We start from the raw sequence: 20,394 nt of genomic DNA on the forward strand, positions 1-20,394 counted from the left end.
ACCCGCCCACCGGATCAACCCCCCGACCACGAAGGAAGAAGACATGGACGAGAACACCCGCTACCAGGTGCTGCGCAACGACGAGGAGCAGTACTCCCTCTGGCCGGTCGACGTCGAGGTGCCCGCCGGCTGGGAGACCGTCGGCAAGGAGGGCACCGAGGCCGAGTGCACCGCCTACGTCGACGAGGTCTGGACCGACATGCGCCCCCGCAGCCTGCGCGAGCGCATGGAGAACACCGGCGCCTGACCGCCGTACCCATCGGGGGCGCCGGACCCGTCCGGCGCCCCCGACACGCCCCCGCTCACCGGCCACCACCCCCACGGCAGCTCACCGGCAACCACCCCCACGGCAGCCCGGCGCCCCACCGCCCTCGGCACCTCCCCACCATCGCGTCGACACCGAGGAGCACCTCATGACCCCCGAACTGCACACCGAGCGCCTGCGGTTCCTCCCGTACCGGGCCGAGGACGAGGAACACTTCGTCGCCCTGCTGCGCGATGAGGAGGTGTGCCGCTGGATGGGCCAGGACCTCGTGCCCGAACCCGACATCCGCACCCTGTTCCAGGCGATCCTGACCGACGTGTACCCGCAGCGGCTCTTCGACGTGTGGGGCCTGTGGCAGGACGGCGTCTACGTCGGCCACGCCGAGGTGAAGAAGACCGGCAACGTCACCGGACACGAGCTGGTCACCGCCCTCGCCCCCGCCTACTGGGGCCGGGGTCTGGGCGGCGAGGTGATCATCGGGCTGCTGCGGCACGCCGCCGACAATCTGGGCCTGACCGAGGTCTGGGGCATGGTCGGCGCGGAGAACACCGCCAGCCTCGCGATGTGCGAGCGGCTGGGCTTCCGGTACGTGCGCGACGTCGTCGGCGACGACGGGTCGGTGACGAAGATGCTGGTCGTGCCGACGTCGAACGGCAGGGACCCGATGTTCCAGGCGCGCCCCCGCGTGGAACTGGGGACGGATGAGCGAGACAGCCCTGATCGTCATTGACATGATCAACACGTACGACCACAAGGACGCCGACCTGCTGAGACCCTCGGCGGAGCGGACGGTGCCGGTCGTGGCCGACCTGCTCGGACGCGCCCGGCGCCGGGAGGCGCCCGTCATCTACGTCAACGACAACTTCGGCGAGTGGCGCTCACATCACGGAGAGCTGCTGGACCAGGCCCTCTCCGGCCCGCACGCCGATCTGGTCGACCCGCTGCGCCCCGACGCGGACTCGCTCTTCGTGGTCAAGGCGCGCCACTCGGTGTTCTTCGAGACACCGCTGCACTACGTGCTGCACCAGCGCGGCATCTCCCGGCTCGTGCTGACCGGCCAGGTGACGGAGCAGTGCGTCCTGTACTCGGCACTCGACGCGCACATCCGGCACTACGACGTGATCGTCCCCAGGGACGCCGTCGCCCACATCCACGAGGACCTGGCGGAGGCGGCCCTGCGGATGATGGCGGAGAACATGGGCGCGCACATCTGCGAGAGCCGCGAGCTGTGGACGTGAGGCATGCGGCCGGGCCGCCGGCGTGAGGCCTACGGCCGGCCGTCGGACAGATAGGACTCCCAGTCGGCGCGGCCACCGGCTCCCAGCACCTCCACGTCACCGGCAAGCTCCATACCGGAGCCCAGCTCACGCCGGGTGATCCGGGCGACGACCGAGGGGAAGAACGGCCGCAGGGGCTGGCACCAGCGCAGCCACGGCGGCGCGTATACGTGCCGGGAGCGGCCCGCGACACCGGCCGCGAGCCAGTCCGCGACCTGGGGCGCGCTGTGCACCCGGCGGGCGAAGGCGGGCTGATGGCGGCGCAGCGCCCGCAGCACCGGATGCGCGTCGAGGTCCGCGACCATGTCGGTGCCGGTCCAGTGCAGATAGGCGATGCCGACGCCGATCCCGTCGGGCTCGACCTCACCGCGCAGCGCCTGCGCGAAGGACTCGGCACCCGCCTTGGACGCGCAGTAGGCACTCATCATCGGCGCGGAGCCGAAGGCGGCGGTGGACGCGATCTGGAGGAAGTAGCCGCGGGTGCGGGCGAGTTGCGGAAGGAACGCGCGGGCCGTGTTGGCGGCTCCGGTGAGGTTCACGTCGATGACCCGCTGCCACAGCTCGGCCGGTGTGCGCGCGAAGGGACCGCCGGCCGCGATGCCCGCGTTGGCCACGACCACGCTCGCCGGACCCAGCTCCGCCTCCACCCGCAGGGCGGCGGCCCGCAGCGCGTCCCGGTCGGTGACATCGGCCTCCGCACAGACGCTCCGGTTCGGCAGCGAGCCGGCGGCCCGGCACAGGGTCTCCTCCTCGCGCCCGAGCAGCGCGACGAGCATGCCCGCACCGGACAGCCGCCGGGCCAGGGCCAGCCCGACACCGCGCGCGGCCCCCGTCACCACGGCGACCCGCCCCGCCAGGGCGGCCTCGGAAGCGGTACGGCGCCCGCCGGCACCGGGGACAGCAAGCATGGCGAACCCCGTTCGTGGTCGGCCGCCGACGGCGGCATCCCGTTCCGGATACCCGTCGGGAGCCGGTATGCCGCTGCGATGCCGTCATTCGGCGCAGTGGCGCGGGTACGTCCGCCGGTACGTCCAGGTGGCTCGATCGGGGTGTGCCACGGGGTTTGAGGCGTGCCGTCGGGTGCACGGGCACTGTATGGCCCAGTCGACACGTGAGACAGAACGCAAGTACACGGCGCCCTCGGCCGGCGACGGCGCGTGGCCGCCCGACCTGACCGCGGTCAAGGCCGTCGCCTCCGTCGCACCGCCCGAGGTGGACGAGCTGGACGCCGTCTACCACGACACCGCGGACCTGCGGCTGACCCGCACCGGAGCGTCCCTGCGGCGCAGGACCGGCGGCCCGGACGCGGGCTGGCACCTGAAACTGCCGCTGCCGGGCGACAGCCGGGAAGAGGTCCGCGCCCCCCTGGGGTCCGAGGACGTCCCCGCCGAACTGCGCGAACTCGTCGTCGCGCGCACCCGGGGGGCGCCGCTCGGGCCCGTCGTACGCATCCGCTCCACCCGCTCCCGGTGGCGGCTCCTGGACAGCCGGGGGCGGCCGCTGGCCGAGCTGAGCACGGACGTGGTGCACGCCGAAGCCCTGGTACCGGGCGGCGGGCACGCGACCTGGACGGAGACGGAAGTCGAACTCGCCGACGGCGCGGGCTCGCAGGCGCTGCTCGACCGCGTCGAGAAGGTGCTGCGCGAGCACGGCGCCGAGCGGGCGCAGAGCCCGTCCAAGGTGGCCCGCGCCCTGGCCGAGACCACGACACTCCTGGACGGCGCCCCGGACCGGCAGCCGCCGGCCCGCCCCCGGACGGCCGGCGACCATGTCCTCGCCTACCTGAGGCGGCTGACCGGCACCCTGGTCGACCTGGATCCGGCGGTCCGCCGGGACACACCGGACGCCGTGCACCGGATGCGCACCACGGCCCGCCGGCTGCGCGGCTGCCTGCGCAGCTACCGCCCGGTCCTCGACCGCGAGGCCACCGACCCGATCCGGCGCGACCTGAAATGGCTCGCGGGAGAACTCGGCGTCGCACGCGACCACGAGGTCCTCCACGAGCGCCTCGGCCGGGGCGTCGAGGCGCTGCCCGGCGAGGTGGTCCTCGGCCCCGTGACGGCACGGCTGCAAGCCTGGGACGCGGCCCGGCGACCGGAAGCGCGCCGCCGGACCCTCGACGCGCTCGCCTCGCCCCGCTACCTCGGCCTGCTGGACAGGCTGGACGCCCTCGTCGCCGAACCGCCCCTGCGCGCCAAGGCGGACGGCGAGCCCGGGAAGGTCATGGCCAAGGCCCTGCGGAAGGAGTACGGAAGGCTCGCGCGCCGCATGGAACGGGCCCTCGGCACCCCCGCCGGACCCGAACGGGACACCGCGGTCCACGAGGCCCGCAAGGCCGCCAAGCGGCTGCGCTACGCGGCGGAGACGGCCCGCCCGGCCCTCGGCCGGCCCGCCGCGCGGCTCCGCAAGCGGGTCAAGACCGTGCAGCAGGTCAGCGGCGCCCACCACGACGGTGTCGTGGCCCGCCAGACCCTGCGCCGGCTGGCCGTCGCCGCCCACGCGGCGGGCGAACCCGGCTTCACCTGGGGCCTGCTGTACGGCCGGGAGGCCGCGGCCGGCGACACGAGGGAACGGCAACTGCCCGAGGCATGGCGACGGGCCCGCGCGGCGGCGCGGCACGGGGGCCTCGTCCGCTGACGGCCGGCCGGGTCCCCGTTCGGAGGAACCCGGCCGGACGACGGGGTACGGACCGGTGGACGGGGTAGGCGGGAGCGCGACGGCGGACCAGCTGTGACGAGGAGTTTCACCGATGACCGACGACGCCTACCTGTTCCTTGTGGAGGACCCGGCCTCGCCGCTGGGCGTGCCCCCGGTCGCCGTGGGCGAGCTGGCCTGTATGGAGACACCGGCGGTGCGCGCGTGGCTGACCGCCCAGGACGTCTCGGCCGGGTCCCCGCTGCTGCGGGTGGTGCCCCCGGAGGCCACCGCCTCCGTCCCCGAGGACGCTGAACGGCTCCCGGTCCCGCTGGGCGACGAGGAGCTGAGCCGGCTCCGCCACCGGTCGGCCCCCGACTCCGTCGCCACCCTCGAAAGCGCGCTGCTCGCCTACCGGGACTGCGCCGACGGCCGCGACGAACTGCTCGCCCGCGCCCTGGCCGCGGGCCTCGCACCGCACCGCATCGCGGAACTCACCGGAGAGGACCTGGCGGCGGTGACGGCCGCCGCGGGCCGCTGAACCGAGCGGAGGCGAGGGGCCCGTGGACGTACCGCGCCACGGCTCCGCGCTTCCCGGCGCCACCCGCGGGAACCCGACCCCGTGTCAGCCGAGTCCGAGCACGCTCGCGGTGCGTTCGGCCATGCGCTGCTCGCCGAGGGCGTTGGGGTGGACCGGCACGATGTTCCGGCCGAACAGCAGCGGCTCGATCCAGCGGGTGCCCGCCGGCGCGCAGGCGTCGTGCCCCTCGGACGCGGCGGTGAAGTCGACGTAGACGGCACCGGTCTCCGCCGCGGCCCGGCGCACCACCGAGTTGAGGTGGGCCTGGAGACCGCGCAGGTACGCGATGTCACCGGAGGCGATGGGGAGTTTGACGAAGCAGGCGGGGTCGAACGCGGCTGGCACGATCCACGGGTAGCCGAGGACCGCGACCCGGGCGTTCGGCGCCTTGGCCCGTACGGCGCTCAGCGCGGACTTCAGCGCGGGGTAGGTGTTGGTGTCGATCGCGTCGTCGAAGGAGGTGCCGTACTTGTCCTTGCAGGGGCTGCCCTGGCCGGCACCGAGGACGCCGGCGGTGCCGCAGGCGAGGACGGCGTTCAGGAAGGTGCCGTTGTCGTTGCCGCCGATGGTCGTCGTCACCAGGTCGGTGTCCGCGTGCACGGCGGCCAGTTGGGGAGCGGTGCCCGGGTACTGGCTCTGCGTGAAGTCCTTGGTCTCGGCCGCGCCGCAGGTGACGTCCGTCAGCAGGGCCCCGGTGCGCGAGGCCAGGACGTGGGGGTAGTTGGCGGTGGAGCGCAGGCACAGCAGGTTGGCCGGGTCGACCGGGAGGACTCCCGACCCGGCGCTGTAACTGTCGCCGAGCGCGGCGTAGTTGAGGGGCTCGGCGGCTCGGGCGGTGGTGCCGGTGAGGGTGAGGGCGAGGACACCGGCGGCGGCCGTCGTCGCGGCGACGGCACGGCTCAGGGCATGTGGGGGCATGACGGCTCACTTCTCGGGCTGGGGACACGAGACCGACCGGGTGTGGGGGCGCCCGGCGCACGCGCTGCTCGCGAGAGGCGGGAAACGCGGTGGAACGGCAGCGACTTACCGTTCGGTAGTACCGATAGGTGATGTGCGGCTTGCTGACATGCCCGTCAACACGGCTGGCAGAACTTCTTGAAACGCTCACCGACACGAAGGCGGCCCCGGCCGGCGAATTCGCCGGCCGGGGCCGCCTTGAAGCCCTCGCCTACCCGGGGAACCGCTCAGGCGGCCAGCGTCTGGGTCGCCTTGCCCGCCGTGCGCTCCGCCCGCAGCTTCTCCAGGAGGGCGTCCGCGGCGGGGAGGGCCCGCTCCACCGTCCTGGTGCCCGTCATGACACACAGCGTGTAGGAGATGTCCTCCAGCTCCCGGCTCGAACGGCCGGTGGGCCGGAGGTCGTGACGGAAGCGCGCCTCGGCGAAACGGGCCAGAATCGCGCGCAGTTCCTTCTCCGCAGGCAGCAGCACAGCGGCAACCCCTTTCGATGGGCGGGCCGTCACCGGACCCGCGATCTCCGTGGGCGCACCCGACGGGTGCCACCACGGCCGGCACGGAGCAGATCCTCCGGCAACCGCTTGCCCGCGACGGATCACTGTATGCACGATTCCCGCCGACTCCGCTCACGACACCACCGCGTCTTCGCCGCAACCCCCGTGACCCCAGGGCCCGGAGGCATCGGTCCGTGCCCGGTGGAGCAGGGCGGGCGGGCCGTGGCCGTGGTCTACGCTGTCGGCCATGGCTCCACCCTCCCCGGACCCCGGGCGCGACGCGGTGCCGGACGGCGGCGCACGGTTCGCGGTGTCGTCCTTCGGCCTCGCCGAGATGGCGGCCTGCGGTGCCCGTCTGCGCACGGCCGTCGCGGGCGCACCGTCCGTGGACGCCGCCGCGCGGGCCGTCGCCGACTTCTTCCAGGACAACCTGGGCGACGGTCGGGGCGCGTCGGCCTGGCACCAGGTGCACGTGCTGCTGGCGCACGCTCCGGACGCGGCCCGCGAGGGGCTTCGGCTCACGGAGGTGCACCCGGAGGCCGCCGGTCCACGAGCCGCAGAGCGGAACGGAGACCGGGCCGCTGACCAAAGACTCCTCGAACGCCTGCGCGCCTGGGCGGCGGCAACCGGTGACGATCCCGCCGCACCGGACTGCGAGGTCCTGGTCCTTCCCCCCGACGGCGGCCGGGAGGACGCGGACGAACCGGCGCCGACGGACTCCGGCACCGGGACGCTGGTCCTGGGCGGACCCCTGCTGCCGGGCGCGGCCTTCGCGGTCGCCCTGGTCACCCGCCACCAACCGCCCGCGGACCTCGCGGAGTTCTTCGGACCCCTGGCCCACGGCGTCCGCCTGGCCCTGCTGTCGGCCGACGGCGCGTCGCCCGCCGCCGAGACGCGCGCGGCCCGCGCGCTGGTGGCGTGCACGGACGCCGTCGTGGCGCGGCACGCCGCCCATCTGCGCGCCACGGTGGCGGAGTTGCGCTCGGCCGGCGCCGAGCTGCGCCGCTCACGGGAGGAGTTGCGGCAGCGCGGCAAGGAACTGCGCGAAGAGGCCGCCGTCGTGGAACTGCTCCAGGAGGTCGGCAGCACCCTCGCCGCCGAACTGGACCTCGACACCCTGGTGCAGCACGCGGTCGACGCCGCGACCCGGCTGTCGGGAGCGGCGTTCGGCGCCTTCTTCTACAACGTGCTGGGCGAGACCGGCGAGTCGTACCTGCTGTACGTGCTCTCGGGCGTGGACCGGTCGGCGTTCGAGCGGTTCCCCATGCCGCGCAACACCCAGGTCTTCGAACCCACCTTCCGGGGCCTCGGCGTCGTGCGGTCGGACGACATCACCGCCGACTCCCGCTACGGGCACAACGCACCGCACCGGGGCATGCCGCGCGGGCACCTCCCCGTCCGCAGCTACCTGGCCGTCCCGGTGGTCTTCCGCGGCACCGTGCTCGGCGGGTTCTTCTTCGGCCATTCCGATCCGGCGAGGTTCACGGAGCGGCACGAGCGGCTGGTCACCGGCGTCGCCTCGCAGACCGCCGTCGCCCTCCAGAACGCCCAGACCTACCGCCACGAGCGCGAGGCGGCGATGGAGCTGCAACGGCACCTGCTGCCCCGGCTGCCCGGCGTGGACGGCATCGCCAGCACCTCCCGCTACCTGCCCGCCGCCCACAACCGCGGTGCCGGCGGCGACTGGGTGGACCTCATACCGCTGCCGGACGGCGAGGTCGCCCTGGTCGTCGGCGACGTCATGGGCAAGGGGGTCAAGGCGGCGGCGGTCATGGGCCAGCTCCGCACCGCCTGCCGGGCCTACGCACGGCTCGGACTCGCCCCCTCCGAGGTGTTGGAACAGCTGAGCGTCCTCGTCGACGACATCGCGCCCGGCCACATCACCACCTGCGTCTACGCGGTGCTGAACCGGGAGCGCAGCCGTCTGCGCATGGCCATGGCCGGCCACCTGCCGCCCGCACTGCGCGCCCCGGAGGGCGGCGTGCGGTTCCTGGACGACGAGATCGGGCCGCCGCTGGGCGTGGGCCGCCGCCGGTACCCGGAGCAGGAGGCCGAACTGCTCCCCGGGGCACGGCTGCTGCTCTACACCGACGGCCTGGTCGAACGCCGTGGCCGGCACATCGACGAGGGCCTGCGGCTCCTGCGTGAACTGCTGGCGGGCCCCGTGGGCGAGATCGAGGCGGACTGCGACTCCTGGATCGACGCGCTGGCCGCCGGCCGGCAGGACGACGACATCGCGCTGCTGTACCTGTACCGGCCCGAGGACCCCTCCCGCCGGGCGGTGGCCGTGGCCCGCGACTACCCGCCGGTGTCCGGCGCGGTCCCCGCGGCCCGGGACCTCGTCTCCCGGACGCTGCGCGAGTGGGGACTGTCCCACCTGGCCGACGACCTCACGCTCATCACGGACGAGATGGTGGCCAACGCGGTACGCCACGCCAGGACGCCACTGCGGGTGGAGGTCCGGCGCAGCGGCGACCGGGTCGTCCTGGAGGTCACGGACAGCAGTACCGAGGAGCCCCGCCTGTTCGTCTCCCCACCCGGGGAGTTCGGGCATCGGGGCATCTTCCTGGTGGACGCCATCGCGACGCGGTGGGGCACCCGGGCGATCGACGGAGGAAAAGTGGTCTGGGCGGAGGTCAAGACGTCATGACAGCCAATTCCTCTTCCTCCCCGCACGGCCCCCAGGCGTCCGATCCCACCCCGCACGGCCCCCAGGCGTCCGATCCCACGCCGCACGCGCCTCAGGCACCCGGAGCCGGTCCCGCACGGCCGCCGGAGGATTCCGGGGGCCTGCTCCCCACCGGCCCCACGCTCACCCTGCTCTCCCGCCGAGGCCCGCGGCACGCGGTCGTCAGTGTGGACGGACCGATCGACTACCACACCACGCCCCAGCTGCTGGGCCACCTCACCACCCCGGAGATGCGCGACGTCCCGCTGCTGGTCCTGGACCTGAGCGAGGTCGACTTCTGCGACTCCAGCGCGCTGGGAGCCTTCGTCGACCTGTATCGGCGCCGCCACGCCGACGGGCGCCGCTTCGGGCTGACCGGCTTGCAGCCGCAAGTCCGACGCATCCTGGAACTCACCCGCCTGACCACCGTCGTGCCCCTGTACGCGACCCTCGAACAGGCGCTGCCGGGGGTCTAGCCCTGTCGTCAAAACCGTTGGGTTCGCCCGTTCGTGTGGTCGAAGGTGTAGCTCCGTCAGGGGAGGGTATCCGGGCGGCCGTCAACCGGTCCCGGCGGGCCCGAGCGGTCGGCGTCGACTTGGGGAGGGGAATCATCCTGGTGTTCCTGAGCACAGCGGCGGCACCCGAGGACGACCCTGGCCCGGCTGCGGGAAGGCTTGCTCGCCGCGGGCTGGCACAGGGCCTGGGCCCGCCGTGAAGCGTCAGCGGCCGGCCATCGGCGCGCCCGCGCCCTGCCGTACCGGGTCGGCCGGCGTGCCGTGGAGGCGGAGGTGGGCCACCACCTTCTTGCCCGTCGCCGAGACCACGGTATTCAGTTGCGCGCACAGGCGGGACACCAGGTGGAGGCCGTGTCCGCCGATCCGCCCGGCGTCGTGGGCCCGCGGCTCGGGCGGGTCGGGGGAGCTGTCGCTGACGCTGATCCGCAGCAGCGCGGCGTCCGGGACGACCTCCAGCAGGAGTGCGCCGGGGCCGGGGGCGTGGCGGTAGGCGTTGGCGACGAGTTCACTCACCACGATCTGGGCGTCCTGGCTCGTCGGGTGTGACGGCGGATGCCCGGCCCGGGCGAGCAGGGCCCGTACAGCCTGGCGGGCTTCGGTGACCGGCGTGTGTTCCGCGTCCCAGACGGTGCTGTGGCGCAGGGGCACCGCCGGTTCTCGTTCATCCGGTGCCTGGTCTCTGAGCGGGATGACCATAGAACTGTTCCTGAGGGTCGTTCCGTGTCTACGGGGCACATGATCTTCGGGTCAGATGATGTGATTGCTGAGGAGTCCCGCCTACCCACTCACGGCGCTCTCATGGGGCGCCGCCGCCGCCGACTGCCGGCCGATGACCCGCTCAGCGCGTATGACGTGCGCTTTTCGTCGCCATGGACGCGCGGACCAGGTCACCCTCGTACCGGGAGCAGCCATAAGTCGGCCGCCGCGGGGAACGCGATGATCCGGCCGGTCCGCGCCCGTGCCGCCCGGGCCCGTGCCCCGGAGCCCTGCCGCCATGGCTAGAGTGACGTGGGTGTGGAGCGAGAAGGAGGAGGGCCGGTGCTCCAGCTCATCGACCGCGAGGACGCCCTGATCGTCGCCGCGCTCCCCGAGGACGTCGACCTGTTCACCAGCCCCGACGTCCGTGCCGCGGGCGAAGGTCTGCTGGACGGCGGCTGCCGCTTCCTCGTCCTGGACACCTCGACCGTCGCCCACATCGACTCCAGCGGCATCACGGTCCTGCTGGCCTTTTGGCAGCGCCTCGACGAGGCGGGCGGCGCGATGGTGCTGTCCGTGCCCGATCCGCATCTGCGCTGGCGCCTGGACATCCTCGGCCTCGACTCCGTCATGGACGTCACCCAGACCCTCCCCGACGCCGTCACCCGGGCCCGAGGGCTCCGCGACGACTCCCGCCGCCCTGAGCGCCACCCCTCGCACACGGGGACGGAGAGCGCCTGACGCCTCCCCCCGGCCGGGCGCCGGGGCACCCGGATCGGGGGTCACCCGAGGTCTGCCAGAATGACGGCCGGAGTGCGGGCGAGCCGCCTGAGGGAACGTCCGCCGGTGTCGGGCCGCGCTCCGGGGGCAGACAGGCAGGGGCACGCGGCGCACGTCGCGTGCGCGTTCGGCACGGCCGCGGCCACGGGCCGGCCCGCACGAGGGGACGGATGACGAGTGGAGCGTTCGGGCGAGACCGGTCACGAGCCACGGCCGACGGAGCGTGACGCGGACGGGTCCACCGCGAACCCGCCCGCCGCCCGGTCCGCAGCGACCCTACGCACAGACCGACCCGCCACTGAGCGACCCGCCGCCGACCGACCCGCCGTCGACCCGTTCGCCGCCGACCCCGAGATCGGTGCCGACCTCGCGGCGGTGGACTGGGCGGCCACCCCCCTCGGTCCGCCCCGGCACTGGCCGCAGAGTCTGCGCACCGCCGTCAGCATCCTGCTCTCCTCCCGGTTCCCCATGTGGATGGCGTGGGGCGAGCAGCTGACCTTCTTCTGCAACGCCGCCTACCGGCGCGACACCCTCGGCCGCAAGTACCCCTGGGCCCTGGGCAGGCCCGCGCAGGAGGTGTGGTCGGAGGTCTGGGACGACGCCGGCCCCCGTATCGAGACCGTGCTCACCACCGCGGAGGCCACCTGGGACGAGGGACTGCTGCTCCTCCTGGAGCGGTCCGGCTACAGCGAGGAGACGTACCACACCTTCTCCTACAGCCCGCTGCGGGACGACACCGGAGCTGTCGTCGGCATGCTGTGCGTGGTGAGCGAGGAGACCGAACGGGTGATCGGGGAGCGGCGCATGGCCACGCTCCGCGACCTCGGCTCGGACCCGAGCGTGATCCGCACCGAGCAGGAGGTGCTGGCCTTCGCCGACCGGCAGCTCGACCGCAACCGCAGGGACCTGCCCTTCACCCTGACCTATCTCTTCGACGGCGACACCGCCCGGCTGGCCGGCGCGACCGTGATCCCCCGGGGGCACCCGGCGGCACCGGCCACGATCCCCGTCGGCGGCCCCCCGGCACCGTGGCCCGCCGGCACCCCGGCCGCCGGGGAGACGGCCCTCGTACCGCTCGCCGGCGACGCCTTCGCCGGTCTGCCCACGGGCGCCTGGTCCGAGCCGCCCGTCCAGGCACTCCTGGTCCCCCTCCTGCGACAGGGCGGCACGCCGTACGGCTTCCTCGTCGCGGGCCTCAACCGCTACCGCCTCCTGGACGACGCCTACCGGGGGTTCATCGAGCTGGCCGCCGGACACATCGCCTCCGGCATCGCCAGTGCCCGCGACTTCGAGGCGCAGCAGCGGCGCGCGGAGGAACTGGCCGAGCTGGACCGCGCGAAGACCGCCTTCTTCTCCAACGTCAGCCACGAGTTCCGGACCCCGCTGACCCTGATCATGGGACCGGTCGAGGAACTGCGGGCCCGGCTCGGCGAAGCCGGCGAACCGGTGCGCGGGGAACTCGACACCATCCACCGCAACGGCCTGCGGATGGGCAAACTGGTCAACACCCTGCTGGACTTCTCCCGCCTCGAAGCCGGCCGCATGCGGGCCCGCTACGAGCCCGTCGACCTGGCCGCGGTGACCGCCGAACTCGCCAGTGTCTTCCGGTCGGCCGTCGAGAGGGCCGGCCTCACCCTCGACGTGGACTGCCCGCCGCTGGACGCACCGGTGTACGTCGACCCGGGCATGTGGGAGAAGGTGATCCTCAACCTGCTCAGCAACGCGCTGAAGTTCACCTTCGACGGCGGTATCCGGGTCCGGGCCCGGCGGGCGGGTGCGGAGGCCGTGGTCACCGTCGCGGACAGCGGCGTCGGGGTGCCGGAGGCGGAGATGCCCCGCCTGTTCGAACGCTTCCACCGGATCGAGAACGCCCGCGCCCGCTCCGACGAGGGCAGCGGCATCGGACTGGCCCTGGTGCGCGAACTCGTCGGTCTGCACGGCGGCACGATCACCGCCGAGAGCGCCGTGGGCCGGGGGACCGTCTTCACCATCCGGGTGCCGTTCGGGACCGCGCACCTGCCGCCCGGGTCCCTGGCGCCCGAGGCGAGCGGCACCGGGACCGCCCGCACCGCCGAGCCCTACGTCCAGGAGGCGCTGCGCTGGCTGCCCTCCGACGACACCGGCACCGTGGCCGACGCCACCCCGGCGCCCGGCGCGGAGAACGCCACCGGCGCCCGGGTACTGGTGGCCGACGACAACGCCGACATGCGGGAGTACCTGACCCGGCTGCTGACCGGAGCCGGGTACCGGGTCACCGCGGTCGCCGACGGCGTCGAGGCACTGCACGCCGTCCGCCGCGACACCCCCGACCTCGTCGTCAGCGACGTGATGATGCCCCGGCTGGACGGGCTCGCCCTGGTGGCGCGGCTGCGCGCGGACGCCCGTACCGCCTCGGTGCCCGTCCTGCTGCTGTCGGCCCGGGCCGGACAGGAGGCGTCGATCGAGGGGCTGCGGGCGGGCGCCGACGACTACCTGGTCAAACCGTTCGCCGCCGCCGAACTCCTGGCCCGGGTACGCGGGAACGTCGAGCTGGCCCGGCTGCGCACCCATCACCTGCGGTGGCGGACGGCGCTGGTCGACTCCCTCCAGGAGGCGTTCTTCGTCTGCGACGAGTCCGGCGCCGTCGTGGAGGTCAACGCCGCCTTCGCCGACATCCTGGGGTACGGCCCCGAGGACCTGCCGTACGCCCCGGTCCACCCGTGGTGGCCGGACGCCCGCGCCGACGCCGCGGCCCACCGGCAGGTCGGTGACGCCTTCGGTGACCTGCTGGCGGACCCGAGGGGTTCCGTCACCGTCCCCGTCACCCACCGGGACGGGCACCGGCTGTGGGTGGCCGTCGCCTGGAACAAGGCCCACGATCCCGACACCGGACGCGTCGTCACCGTCGGCACCTTCCGCGACGTCACCGCCGAGCACTACGCGATCCAGCGCGAGACGGCGCTGGCCGCGCTGGGCACCGCCCTGTCGCGGGCCGCGAGCCTGCCCGAGGCGCTGACCGGCGCGCTCGCCGCACTGCGGAACCTGTGGCGCGCGCGGGACGTCGTGGCGGCGGTCTTCACACGCGGGGACGAGCCGGTGCTCACCGCCACCGGCGCGGACCCGTGCTGGGAAGACCTGCCCGTCGAGCGGCGGGACGCGCTGAGCGGACTGCGCCGGCAGCCGCCGCTCACCGCGGTCGCCGACGGCACCGGGGCCGGCGTGCTGCTGGAACACCCCGACGGCCCGCTCGCCCTGTGGGTCGACCTCGGCGACCAGCGGCCGTTCACCTCCGAGGACCGGCTCCTGCTGTCCCTGCTGGCCGGACACCTCGCCCAGGGCCTGGTGCGGGCGCACCAGATCGACGAGCAGCGCGAGACCGCGATCGCCCTGCAACGCGCCATCCTCGGCCCGGCCCGGCTCCCCGAGGGCTTCGCCGTGCGCTACGAGCCCGCCACCCGGCCCCTGGAGGTCGGCGGCGACTGGTACGACACCGTCGCCCTGCCCGACGGACGGATCGGCATCGTCGTCGGCGACTGCGTCGGACGGGGCCTGGAGGCGGCCAGCGTCATGGGACAGCTGCGCAGCGCCTGCCGCGCCCTGCTGCTCCAGCACCCCAGCCCGTCCACCACGCTCACGGCGCTCGACCAGTTCGCCGCGAGCGTGCCCGGAGCGCAGTGCACGACCGTCTTCTGCGGCGTCCTCGACGCCGGCACCGGCGAGCTGACCTATTCGAGCGCCGGACACCCGCCGGGCATCCTCACCCTTCCCGACGGCACCGTGCGGCTGCTGGAGGAGGGGCGTTCGCTGCCCCTCGCCATCCGCCCGGGCAGGCAGCGGCCGGAGGCCGCCTGCACCCTGCCCGCCCGCGCCACGCTGCTGCTCTACACCGACGGGCTCGTGGAACGCCGCCGCCGCCCGCTCAGCACCGGCATCGGCCTGGCCGGCGAGGCCGTCCGGGAGGGGCGCGACGTCCCGGTGGACGACCTCGCCACCGAGGTCATGGCCCGCCTCGCGCCCGCCGGCGGCTACGACGACGACGTGGCCCTGCTGCTCTACCGGCACCCGGCGCCGCTGGACGTCTCCTTCCCGGCCGAGTCGTCCCAGCTCGCACCGGTCCGCAACGCCCTGCGCGGCTGGCTCGACCAGTGCGACCTGCCGCCGAACACCGTGCAGAACGTCCTCGTCGCGGCCGGGGAGGCGTGCGCCAACGCCATCGAGCACGGGCACCGGCACGCCCCCGGCGAAACCGTGCGGCTGCGCGCCGAGGCCGTCGTCGACAGCCTGCGCCTGACGGTTGCCGACAGCGGCCGGTGGAAGGTCCCGCAGCCCGAGCTGAACCCCCACCGAGGCCGGGGCGTCACGCTGATGCGGGCGCTGATGCAGCAGGTGACCATCACCCCCGGCCCGTCCGGCACCACCGTCGACATGCAGATGAGGATCGCCTGATGACCACAGACCTCACGCTCGCCCCGGGACGGCGCCCGGACGGCACCCCCTGCCTGACGGTCAGCGGCGAGATCGACATGAGCAACGCCGGCGTCCTGGCCGACGCCCTGGACGGCACCCCGGGCCGCCTGGTCCTGGACCTGACCGGGGTGCACTACCTGGACAGTGCCGGGCTGAGCCTGCTCTTCGCCCACGCCGACCGCCTCGAACTCGTCGTCCCCGCGCTGCTGGAGCCGGTGCTCACCGTCTCCGGCCTGGCCGACCTCGTCGCCGTCCACGCCGCCGGCGGCCCGCCGGCACCCTGACCGGGGGTGCCGCGACCCCGCGCGACGGCGACCGCTCGCGTGCGAGATGATGTCTCGCCTGCCATTCGGGGCAGACGACCGGCGAAGGGGGCGAGATGACAGCGGAACGTGAACGGCGGCCGACGGGCGAAGCCGGCCGGTCCCGGGCGGTGCGCGAGGCGGACGCGGACCTGTCGGTGCTGTTCGGCACGTCCACCGCGCTGTTCGCGTCGATGGCGGGGCCCGCGCACGTCCTGGAGGCGGCGAACCCGGCCTTCTTCGCCTCGATCGGCGGGGCCGGGCGGGAACGCACCGGCGTGCCGCTGGTGCGGCTCATGCCGGAGCTGGCCGCCCAGGGGTTCATCGACCTCCTCGACCAGGTGTACCGGTCGGGGGAGCGGCACATCGGCCGTGACGCCCGCGTCGTCATCGGCGTCGGCGAGGCCGCCCGCGAGGCGTACTACGACTTCACCTACGAGGCCCGCCGCGACACCGGCGGCAACGTCATCGGCGTGCGGATGATCGGCGTGGAGACCACGCAGGTCAAGCACGCCCAGCGGCTGGCCGGCGAGCAGCGGGCGCTGCTGGAGCAGATCGCCCGCCAGGCACCGCTGCCCGAGGTGCTGTACGGGATGTGCCGGACCATCGAGGAACTGTCCCCCGAGGTGATCGTCTCCGTCCTGCTGGCCGACGAGGACGGCCGCCACCTGCGCCACGGCGCGGCCCCGAGCCTGCCCGATTTCTACAACCAGGCCATCGACGGCATCGCCACCGGCGAGGGGGTGGGCTCCTGCGGCACCGCCGCCCACCGGCGCCGGAACGTGATCGTCAACGACATCACCGCCGACCCCCTCTGGGACGACTTCCGCCCGCTCGCCACCCGCGCGGGCCTCGCCGCCTGCTGGTCGACCCCGATCCTCGCCCACGACGGGCGGCTGCTGGGCACCTTCGCGATGTACCACCGCACCCCGCGAGCCCCCCGTGACACCGATCTCGCGCTGGCCCACGTCTTCGCCGACACCGCCGCCCTCGCCATCGAACGCCACCACGTCGAACAGGCCCGGCGGGCGGCCGACGCCCGGGAGAAGGCGGCCCGCGACGACCTCGCCTTCCTGCTGAACGCCAGCACCGCCCTGTCCGGCCGGCTGGACGAACGGCAGATACTGCAACGCCTGGCCGCCCTGGCCGGCCCGGCCCTGGCCCCACTGGCCGCCGTCGACATCGTGGAGGCCGGCCGCCCGGCCCGGGTGGCGACCGCCGCGCCGACCGAGGAGGCGCGCGCCCTGCTCGCCGCGCACACCCCGGACCACGCCACCGAGGACGCCGCCGTGACCCGGGTCCTCGCCTCCGGCCTGACCGAGGTGGCCCGCCGTACCCCGACCGGGCCCGGCCCCTGGCGTGAACTCGGCGTCACCGGCTACGTCTGCGTGCCCCTCATGGACCGCGGACGCGCCTTCGGCGCCCTGACCCTGCTCTCCACCGACGGGCACTTCTTCGACGGCCATCGCGTCGCCCTCGCGGAGGAACTGGCCCGCCGCGCCGCCTCCGCCGCCCGCAACGCACGCCAGTACGCGCAGCGCGCCGCCCTCGCCCGCGACCTCCAGACCGGCCTGCTGCTGCCCGACCTGCCCGACATCCCCGGCGCCCAGCTCGCCGCCTTCTACCACCCGGCCGGCGAAGGTCTGGAGATCGGCGGCGACTTCTACGACGCCTTCCCCCGCGGCGACGGCAGCTGGGCCTTCGTGCTCGGCGACGTCTGCGGGCGCGGAGCCACGGCCGCCACCACCACCGCGCTGGTCCGCCACACCGCCCGCGCCGTCGCCCCCCTGCTGGACGACCCCGTGGCCGTCGCCAAGGCCGTCGACAAGGCCCTGAACGACCGCTACGCCCACCAGAACCACGGCTTCGTGACCCTCGTCTACGGCCATCTCACCCCGGCCGCCGACGGTCTCGCCGTCCAGCTCGTCCGGGCCGGTCACACGCTGCCGCTGCTGCTCGGCGCCGAGCGCGCCGTCGAGGCGGTCGAGGCGTCCGGCGGGCTGCTCGGCATCGGCATCCCGCCCCGGCTCACCGCGTGCCGCTTCACGCTCCGCCCCGGCGAGAGCCTGTTCCTGTACACCGACGGCATCACCGAGTGCCGTACCGCCGGCACCGACCAGTACGGCGAGGTCCGGCTGGCCAAGGCCCTCGCCTCGGTCCCGCCCCGGCCGGCCGCGGCCGACGTCGTGCGCACCGTGGCGGAGGACGTCCGCGGCTTCATGGCGGGCCGGGAGGTCGAGGACGACCAGGCCGCCCTCGTCATCACCGCGGCCGAGCCGGTGCCGGAGGCCGGCTGACCGGCCCGCACAGGAACACGCCGTCCCCGGCGCCGCGGCCGGGGACGGCGCGGCACCCGCGGATCAGACCTGGCCGCGCCAGGCGCCGGTCTCCGTGCCGCCGCGGGACTCGATGAACTCCTTGAACCGCTTCAGGTCACCCGTGGCCTGGCGCTTGACGAAGCCGAGCTTGTCCCCGACGGTCTCGGCGAGGCCCTGCGGGTCGTAGTCGAGCTGAAGCATGATCTTGGTGGTGTCGTCGTCGATGTAGTGGAAGGTGACGACACCCGCCTGCCTCGCCTCACCTCCGATGCTGGTCCAGGCGACCCGCTCGTCGGGGATCTGCTCGGTGATCTCGGCGTCGAACTCCCGCTCCACTCCGCCGATCTTCGTCTTCCAGTGGGTCAGGGTGTCGGTGCGCTGCTCGATGCGCTCGACCCCGTCCATGAACTGCGGGAAGTCCTCGAACTGCGTCCACTGGTTGTAGGCGGTGTGGACGGGGACGTGAACCTCGATGGACTCTTCCACCTGCGACACGTCGTACCTCCTCGACTCTGGGGGCGTGCTCCCGGCCGACCGGATGCGCGGCCTGGGGAGGTGATCACTTCCCGGGTGCCACGGGCGAGGTGACGTATGCGCTCCAGTGCCGCCCGATCGGGCGCTGCCGGCGTGCGCGAGAGGCTGATCCGGGTCCACCGGTCGGGCGTGCGCCGCCGCGCCGGCTCCGGCGGCTCTGCGAGATCACCGGCGTCGACACCGTCCCGGAGACCCGGCCGACGGCGCAGGACGCCGTCTCCTCCCGACCCCCGGCGCGATCGTGACCCCGGGGCCCCGGCGGCCGTCCCGGGCGCGATAGCGTGGAGGCCGCAAGGGGAGAGGATGGAGATGCCGTGCACGCCTGGGAAGCAGCGCCGTCCGTGGAGGGGCGGTTGCGCACCGCTCCGCCCCATGCCCTCGTCGCCACGGCGGCCCGCCTGCTGGCGCAGCGCTTCGGTGCCGAGGACGTGACGCTCTTCCTGGCCGACTACGGTCTGACGGTCCTGCAGCCCGTCACCCACCTGCCGCACACCGGCGATCCGGTCTCCGCGCACGACGGCCCCGCCGGTACCGCCTTCACCACCCAGAAGCCGGTGGTCGAGGTCACCGCCGACCCGGCCACCGAACTGGTCCACCTTCCCCTCACCGTCCGCGGTGACCGCCTCGGCGTGCTCACCGTCCGGGTGCCCGACACCGCCACCACCTCCGGCACGGTCCTCGCACTCCTCGACTTCGCCACCGCGCTGGGCCACGAGGTCGCCACCGCCGGCCGGGACACCGACCTGTACCTGCAAGCCCGCCGCACCCGTCGTCTCACCCTCGCCGCCGAGATGCAGTGGCAGCTCCTGCCGGGCCGCGGCTGCGCCCGCGACGAGTACGTCATCGGCGCGCACCTGGAGCCCGCCTACGCCGTCGGCGGCGACAACTTCGACTGGTCCACCAGCGCCGACCACCTCACGCTCACCGTCACCGACGGCATGGGCCAGGGCATCGACGCCTCCCTGCTCACCACCCTCGCCGTCGGCGCGCTGCGCAACGCCCGCCGCGCCGGCATCGGCCTCGCGGACCAGGCCTGCCTCGCGGACCAGGCGGTGTACGCCCAGTACGGCGGCAAGATGTACGCCTCCACCCTCCTGCTGCGCTTCGACCTCGCCACGGGCCGGGTGCGCGCCGTCGACGCCGGTTCCCCGCGGCTCTACCGCCAGCGCGGCGGCACCATCGAACACATCGAGCTGGAGGCGCAGTTGCCGCTCGGCATGTTCGAGGAGACCCTCTACGAGGAGCAGACCTTCCATGTCGAGCCGGGCGACCGCCTGGTCGCCATCAGCACCGGCGTCCACGGCACCCGGTCGGCGGCCGGCGAGCTGTTCGGGGAGAGCGTCCTCAGCCGGATCCTGAGCGCGACCAGGCAGGCCTCGCCCCACGAGACCGCCCGGTCGGTCGTCGCCGGGCTGGTCGAACACGTCGGCGGCGAGGACCTGCTCGCGGACGCCGCGGTCGTCTGCCTCGACTGGACGGGACGGGGTACCGGCGGCACCCCGGAGCCGCGGTCCGCCGACTGAGGGGCCGTCAGTCCCGGGGCCCGGGGGAGTCGCTGGCGGCCCCGCCGGCCGTGATGGTCATGGCGGTGTGCAGCCCCAGCCGGGCCAGCAGGCCGTACAGGTGTTCGCTGACGCCCGACAGGGTCAACGAGCCGCTCAGGGCGTCCAGTCGCTGATACCAGACGACGAACGCGCAGATTCCGGTGGAGTCGAGATGGAGGGTGCGGGAGGCGTCCAGGGTGAGATGCCGGCAGCCCTCGTCGATGATGCGGTCACCCACCGCCCGTAATCCCGGGGTGGTGTGCAGGTCGACATCCTCCGGCAGTCGCGCCACGACCCGGTCCCCGGCCCGCTCGGTGACGTGCAGCACCCCGTACCTCCAGGTCCCGGGCAGAGCGACGGCCGGTCGAACGTCTCAGCGAGAGTTCG

Annotated in this window: 18 protein-coding genes; 12 read left to right on the forward strand and 6 right to left on the reverse strand. The window is 74.1% G+C overall.

Annotated features, from left to right (window positions below; all coding sequences use genetic code 11):
• Positions 1-43 precede the first annotated feature (43 nt).
• From NX794_RS24495 to NX794_RS24505, 3 genes are all read left to right on the forward strand, one after another.
• Positions 44-247: an MbtH family protein gene (locus NX794_RS24495; protein WP_258781028.1), complete on the forward strand. Its 204-nt coding sequence runs from the start codon at positions 44-46 to the stop codon at positions 245-247.
• Between the two features lie 166 nt (positions 248-413).
• Entirely contained in the window at positions 414-995 is a 582-nt protein-coding gene (locus tag NX794_RS24500; RefSeq protein ID WP_258781030.1) for a GNAT family N-acetyltransferase, read from the forward strand.
• Positions 967-1,503, forward strand: coding sequence for a cysteine hydrolase family protein (locus NX794_RS24505; protein ID WP_258781031.1), 537 nt, complete (start codon positions 967-969; stop codon positions 1,501-1,503). Before NX794_RS24500 ends, NX794_RS24505 begins: the two co-directional genes overlap by 29 nt.
• A 29-nt stretch (positions 1,504-1,532) precedes the next feature.
• Here NX794_RS24505 and NX794_RS24510 read toward each other — a convergent pair whose 3' ends face one another.
• Positions 1,533-2,450 (reverse strand): SDR family oxidoreductase, encoded by a 918-nt coding sequence (locus NX794_RS24510; RefSeq protein ID WP_258781033.1) that lies wholly within the window; start codon positions 2,448-2,450, stop codon positions 1,533-1,535.
• 187 nt (positions 2,451-2,637) lie between these two features.
• Here NX794_RS24510 and NX794_RS24515 point away from each other — a divergent pair, with 187 nt between their 5' ends.
• Both NX794_RS24515 and NX794_RS24520 read left to right on the forward strand, forming a co-directional pair.
• The gene (locus NX794_RS24515; protein ID WP_258781034.1) at positions 2,638-4,179 is read left to right on the forward strand and encodes a CYTH and CHAD domain-containing protein; all 1,542 of its coding nucleotides are present in this window, start codon (positions 2,638-2,640) and stop codon (positions 4,177-4,179) included.
• 112 nt (positions 4,180-4,291) lie between these two features.
• Positions 4,292-4,717: a DUF6003 family protein gene (locus NX794_RS24520; protein ID WP_258781035.1), complete on the forward strand. Its 426-nt coding sequence runs from the start codon at positions 4,292-4,294 to the stop codon at positions 4,715-4,717.
• Between the two features lie 84 nt (positions 4,718-4,801).
• On the opposite strand, the gene NX794_RS24525 is transcribed toward NX794_RS24520, so the two are convergent.
• Positions 4,802-5,674, reverse strand: coding sequence for an SGNH/GDSL hydrolase family protein (locus NX794_RS24525; protein WP_258781036.1), 873 nt, complete (start codon positions 5,672-5,674; stop codon positions 4,802-4,804).
• Between the two features lie 266 nt (positions 5,675-5,940).
• Positions 5,941-6,183: a DUF5133 domain-containing protein gene (locus NX794_RS24530; RefSeq protein ID WP_258781038.1), complete on the reverse strand. Its 243-nt coding sequence runs from the start codon at positions 6,181-6,183 to the stop codon at positions 5,941-5,943.
• A gap of 268 nt (positions 6,184-6,451) precedes the next feature.
• Here NX794_RS24530 and NX794_RS24535 point away from each other — a divergent pair, with 268 nt between their 5' ends.
• Positions 6,452-8,854, forward strand: coding sequence for an ATP-binding SpoIIE family protein phosphatase (locus NX794_RS24535; RefSeq protein ID WP_258781039.1), 2,403 nt, complete (start codon positions 6,452-6,454; stop codon positions 8,852-8,854).
• On the forward strand, positions 8,851-9,348 hold the full coding sequence (locus tag NX794_RS24540) for an STAS domain-containing protein (RefSeq protein ID WP_258781040.1): 498 nt from the start codon (positions 8,851-8,853) through the stop codon (positions 9,346-9,348). Before NX794_RS24535 ends, NX794_RS24540 begins: the two co-directional genes overlap by 4 nt.
• A gap of 243 nt (positions 9,349-9,591) precedes the next feature.
• Here the strand turns inward: NX794_RS24540 and NX794_RS24545 are convergent, their stop codons facing one another.
• On the reverse strand, positions 9,592-10,035 hold the full coding sequence (locus NX794_RS24545) for an ATP-binding protein (RefSeq protein WP_258781041.1): 444 nt from the start codon (positions 10,033-10,035) through the stop codon (positions 9,592-9,594).
• A gap of 390 nt (positions 10,036-10,425) precedes the next feature.
• Between NX794_RS24545 and NX794_RS24550 the strand changes: the two genes are divergently transcribed.
• The 4 genes from NX794_RS24550 to NX794_RS24565 all read left to right on the forward strand — a co-directional run bounded on the left by NX794_RS24550 (position 10,426) and on the right by NX794_RS24565 (position 17,908).
• The gene (locus NX794_RS24550) at positions 10,426-10,824 is read left to right on the forward strand and encodes an STAS domain-containing protein (RefSeq protein WP_258781042.1); all 399 of its coding nucleotides are present in this window, start codon (positions 10,426-10,428) and stop codon (positions 10,822-10,824) included.
• A 507-nt stretch (positions 10,825-11,331) separates the two neighbouring features.
• Positions 11,332-15,288 (forward strand): SpoIIE family protein phosphatase, encoded by a 3,957-nt coding sequence (locus NX794_RS24555; RefSeq protein ID WP_258781129.1) that lies wholly within the window; start codon positions 11,332-11,334, stop codon positions 15,286-15,288.
• Positions 15,288-15,593: an STAS domain-containing protein gene (locus NX794_RS24560; RefSeq protein ID WP_258781043.1), complete on the forward strand. Its 306-nt coding sequence runs from the start codon at positions 15,288-15,290 to the stop codon at positions 15,591-15,593. The genes NX794_RS24555 and NX794_RS24560 overlap by 1 nt, the downstream gene beginning before the upstream one ends.
• Positions 15,594-15,688: 95 nt before the next feature.
• Entirely contained in the window at positions 15,689-17,908 is a 2,220-nt protein-coding gene (locus NX794_RS24565) for a SpoIIE family protein phosphatase (RefSeq protein ID WP_258781044.1), read from the forward strand.
• Between the two features lie 63 nt (positions 17,909-17,971).
• On the opposite strand, the gene NX794_RS24570 is transcribed toward NX794_RS24565, so the two are convergent.
• Complete coding sequence (locus NX794_RS24570) at positions 17,972-18,424, reverse strand: SRPBCC family protein (RefSeq protein ID WP_258781045.1); 453 nt, start codon at positions 18,422-18,424, stop codon at positions 17,972-17,974.
• 353 nt (positions 18,425-18,777) lie between these two features.
• On the opposite strand from NX794_RS24570, the gene NX794_RS24575 reads away from it, so the two are divergent.
• On the forward strand, positions 18,778-19,986 hold the full coding sequence (locus NX794_RS24575; protein ID WP_258781047.1) for a PP2C family protein-serine/threonine phosphatase: 1,209 nt from the start codon (positions 18,778-18,780) through the stop codon (positions 19,984-19,986).
• 7 nt (positions 19,987-19,993) lie between these two features.
• Here the strand turns inward: NX794_RS24575 and NX794_RS24580 are convergent, their stop codons facing one another.
• Entirely contained in the window at positions 19,994-20,335 is a 342-nt protein-coding gene (locus NX794_RS24580; RefSeq protein WP_258781048.1) for an STAS domain-containing protein, read from the reverse strand.
• Positions 20,336-20,394 lie beyond the last annotated feature (59 nt).

This window comes from Streptomyces pyxinicus (assembly GCF_024753135.1).
In the GTDB taxonomy this organism is placed as follows: Bacteria; Actinomycetota; Actinomycetes; order Streptomycetales; family Streptomycetaceae; genus Streptomyces; species Streptomyces pyxinicus.

What these genes read in the sequence shown, in the direction of transcription:
- NX794_RS24495 (WP_258781028.1), top strand. Translation starts at nt 44, where the DNA reads ATGGACGAGAACACCCGCTACCAGGTGCTGCGCAACGACGAGGAGCAG.
- NX794_RS24500 (WP_258781030.1), top strand. Translation starts at nt 414, where the DNA reads ATGACCCCCGAACTGCACACCGAGCGCCTGCGGTTCCTCCCGTACCGG.
- NX794_RS24505 (WP_258781031.1), top strand. Translation starts at nt 967, where the DNA reads ATGAGCGAGACAGCCCTGATCGTCATTGACATGATCAACACGTACGAC.
- NX794_RS24510 (WP_258781033.1), bottom strand. Translation starts at nt 2,450, where the DNA reads ATGCTTGCTGTCCCCGGTGCCGGCGGGCGCCGTACCGCTTCCGAGGCC.
- NX794_RS24515 (WP_258781034.1), top strand. Translation starts at nt 2,638, where the DNA reads ATGGCCCAGTCGACACGTGAGACAGAACGCAAGTACACGGCGCCCTCG.
- NX794_RS24520 (WP_258781035.1), top strand. Translation starts at nt 4,292, where the DNA reads ATGACCGACGACGCCTACCTGTTCCTTGTGGAGGACCCGGCCTCGCCG.
- NX794_RS24525 (WP_258781036.1), bottom strand. Translation starts at nt 5,674, where the DNA reads ATGCCCCCACATGCCCTGAGCCGTGCCGTCGCCGCGACGACGGCCGCC.
- NX794_RS24535 (WP_258781039.1), top strand. Translation starts at nt 6,452, where the DNA reads ATGGCTCCACCCTCCCCGGACCCCGGGCGCGACGCGGTGCCGGACGGC.
- NX794_RS24540 (WP_258781040.1), top strand. Translation starts at nt 8,851, where the DNA reads ATGACAGCCAATTCCTCTTCCTCCCCGCACGGCCCCCAGGCGTCCGAT.
- NX794_RS24555 (WP_258781129.1), top strand. Translation starts at nt 11,332, where the DNA reads ATGTGGATGGCGTGGGGCGAGCAGCTGACCTTCTTCTGCAACGCCGCC.
- NX794_RS24560 (WP_258781043.1), top strand. Translation starts at nt 15,288, where the DNA reads ATGACCACAGACCTCACGCTCGCCCCGGGACGGCGCCCGGACGGCACC.
- NX794_RS24565 (WP_258781044.1), top strand. Translation starts at nt 15,689, where the DNA reads ATGACAGCGGAACGTGAACGGCGGCCGACGGGCGAAGCCGGCCGGTCC.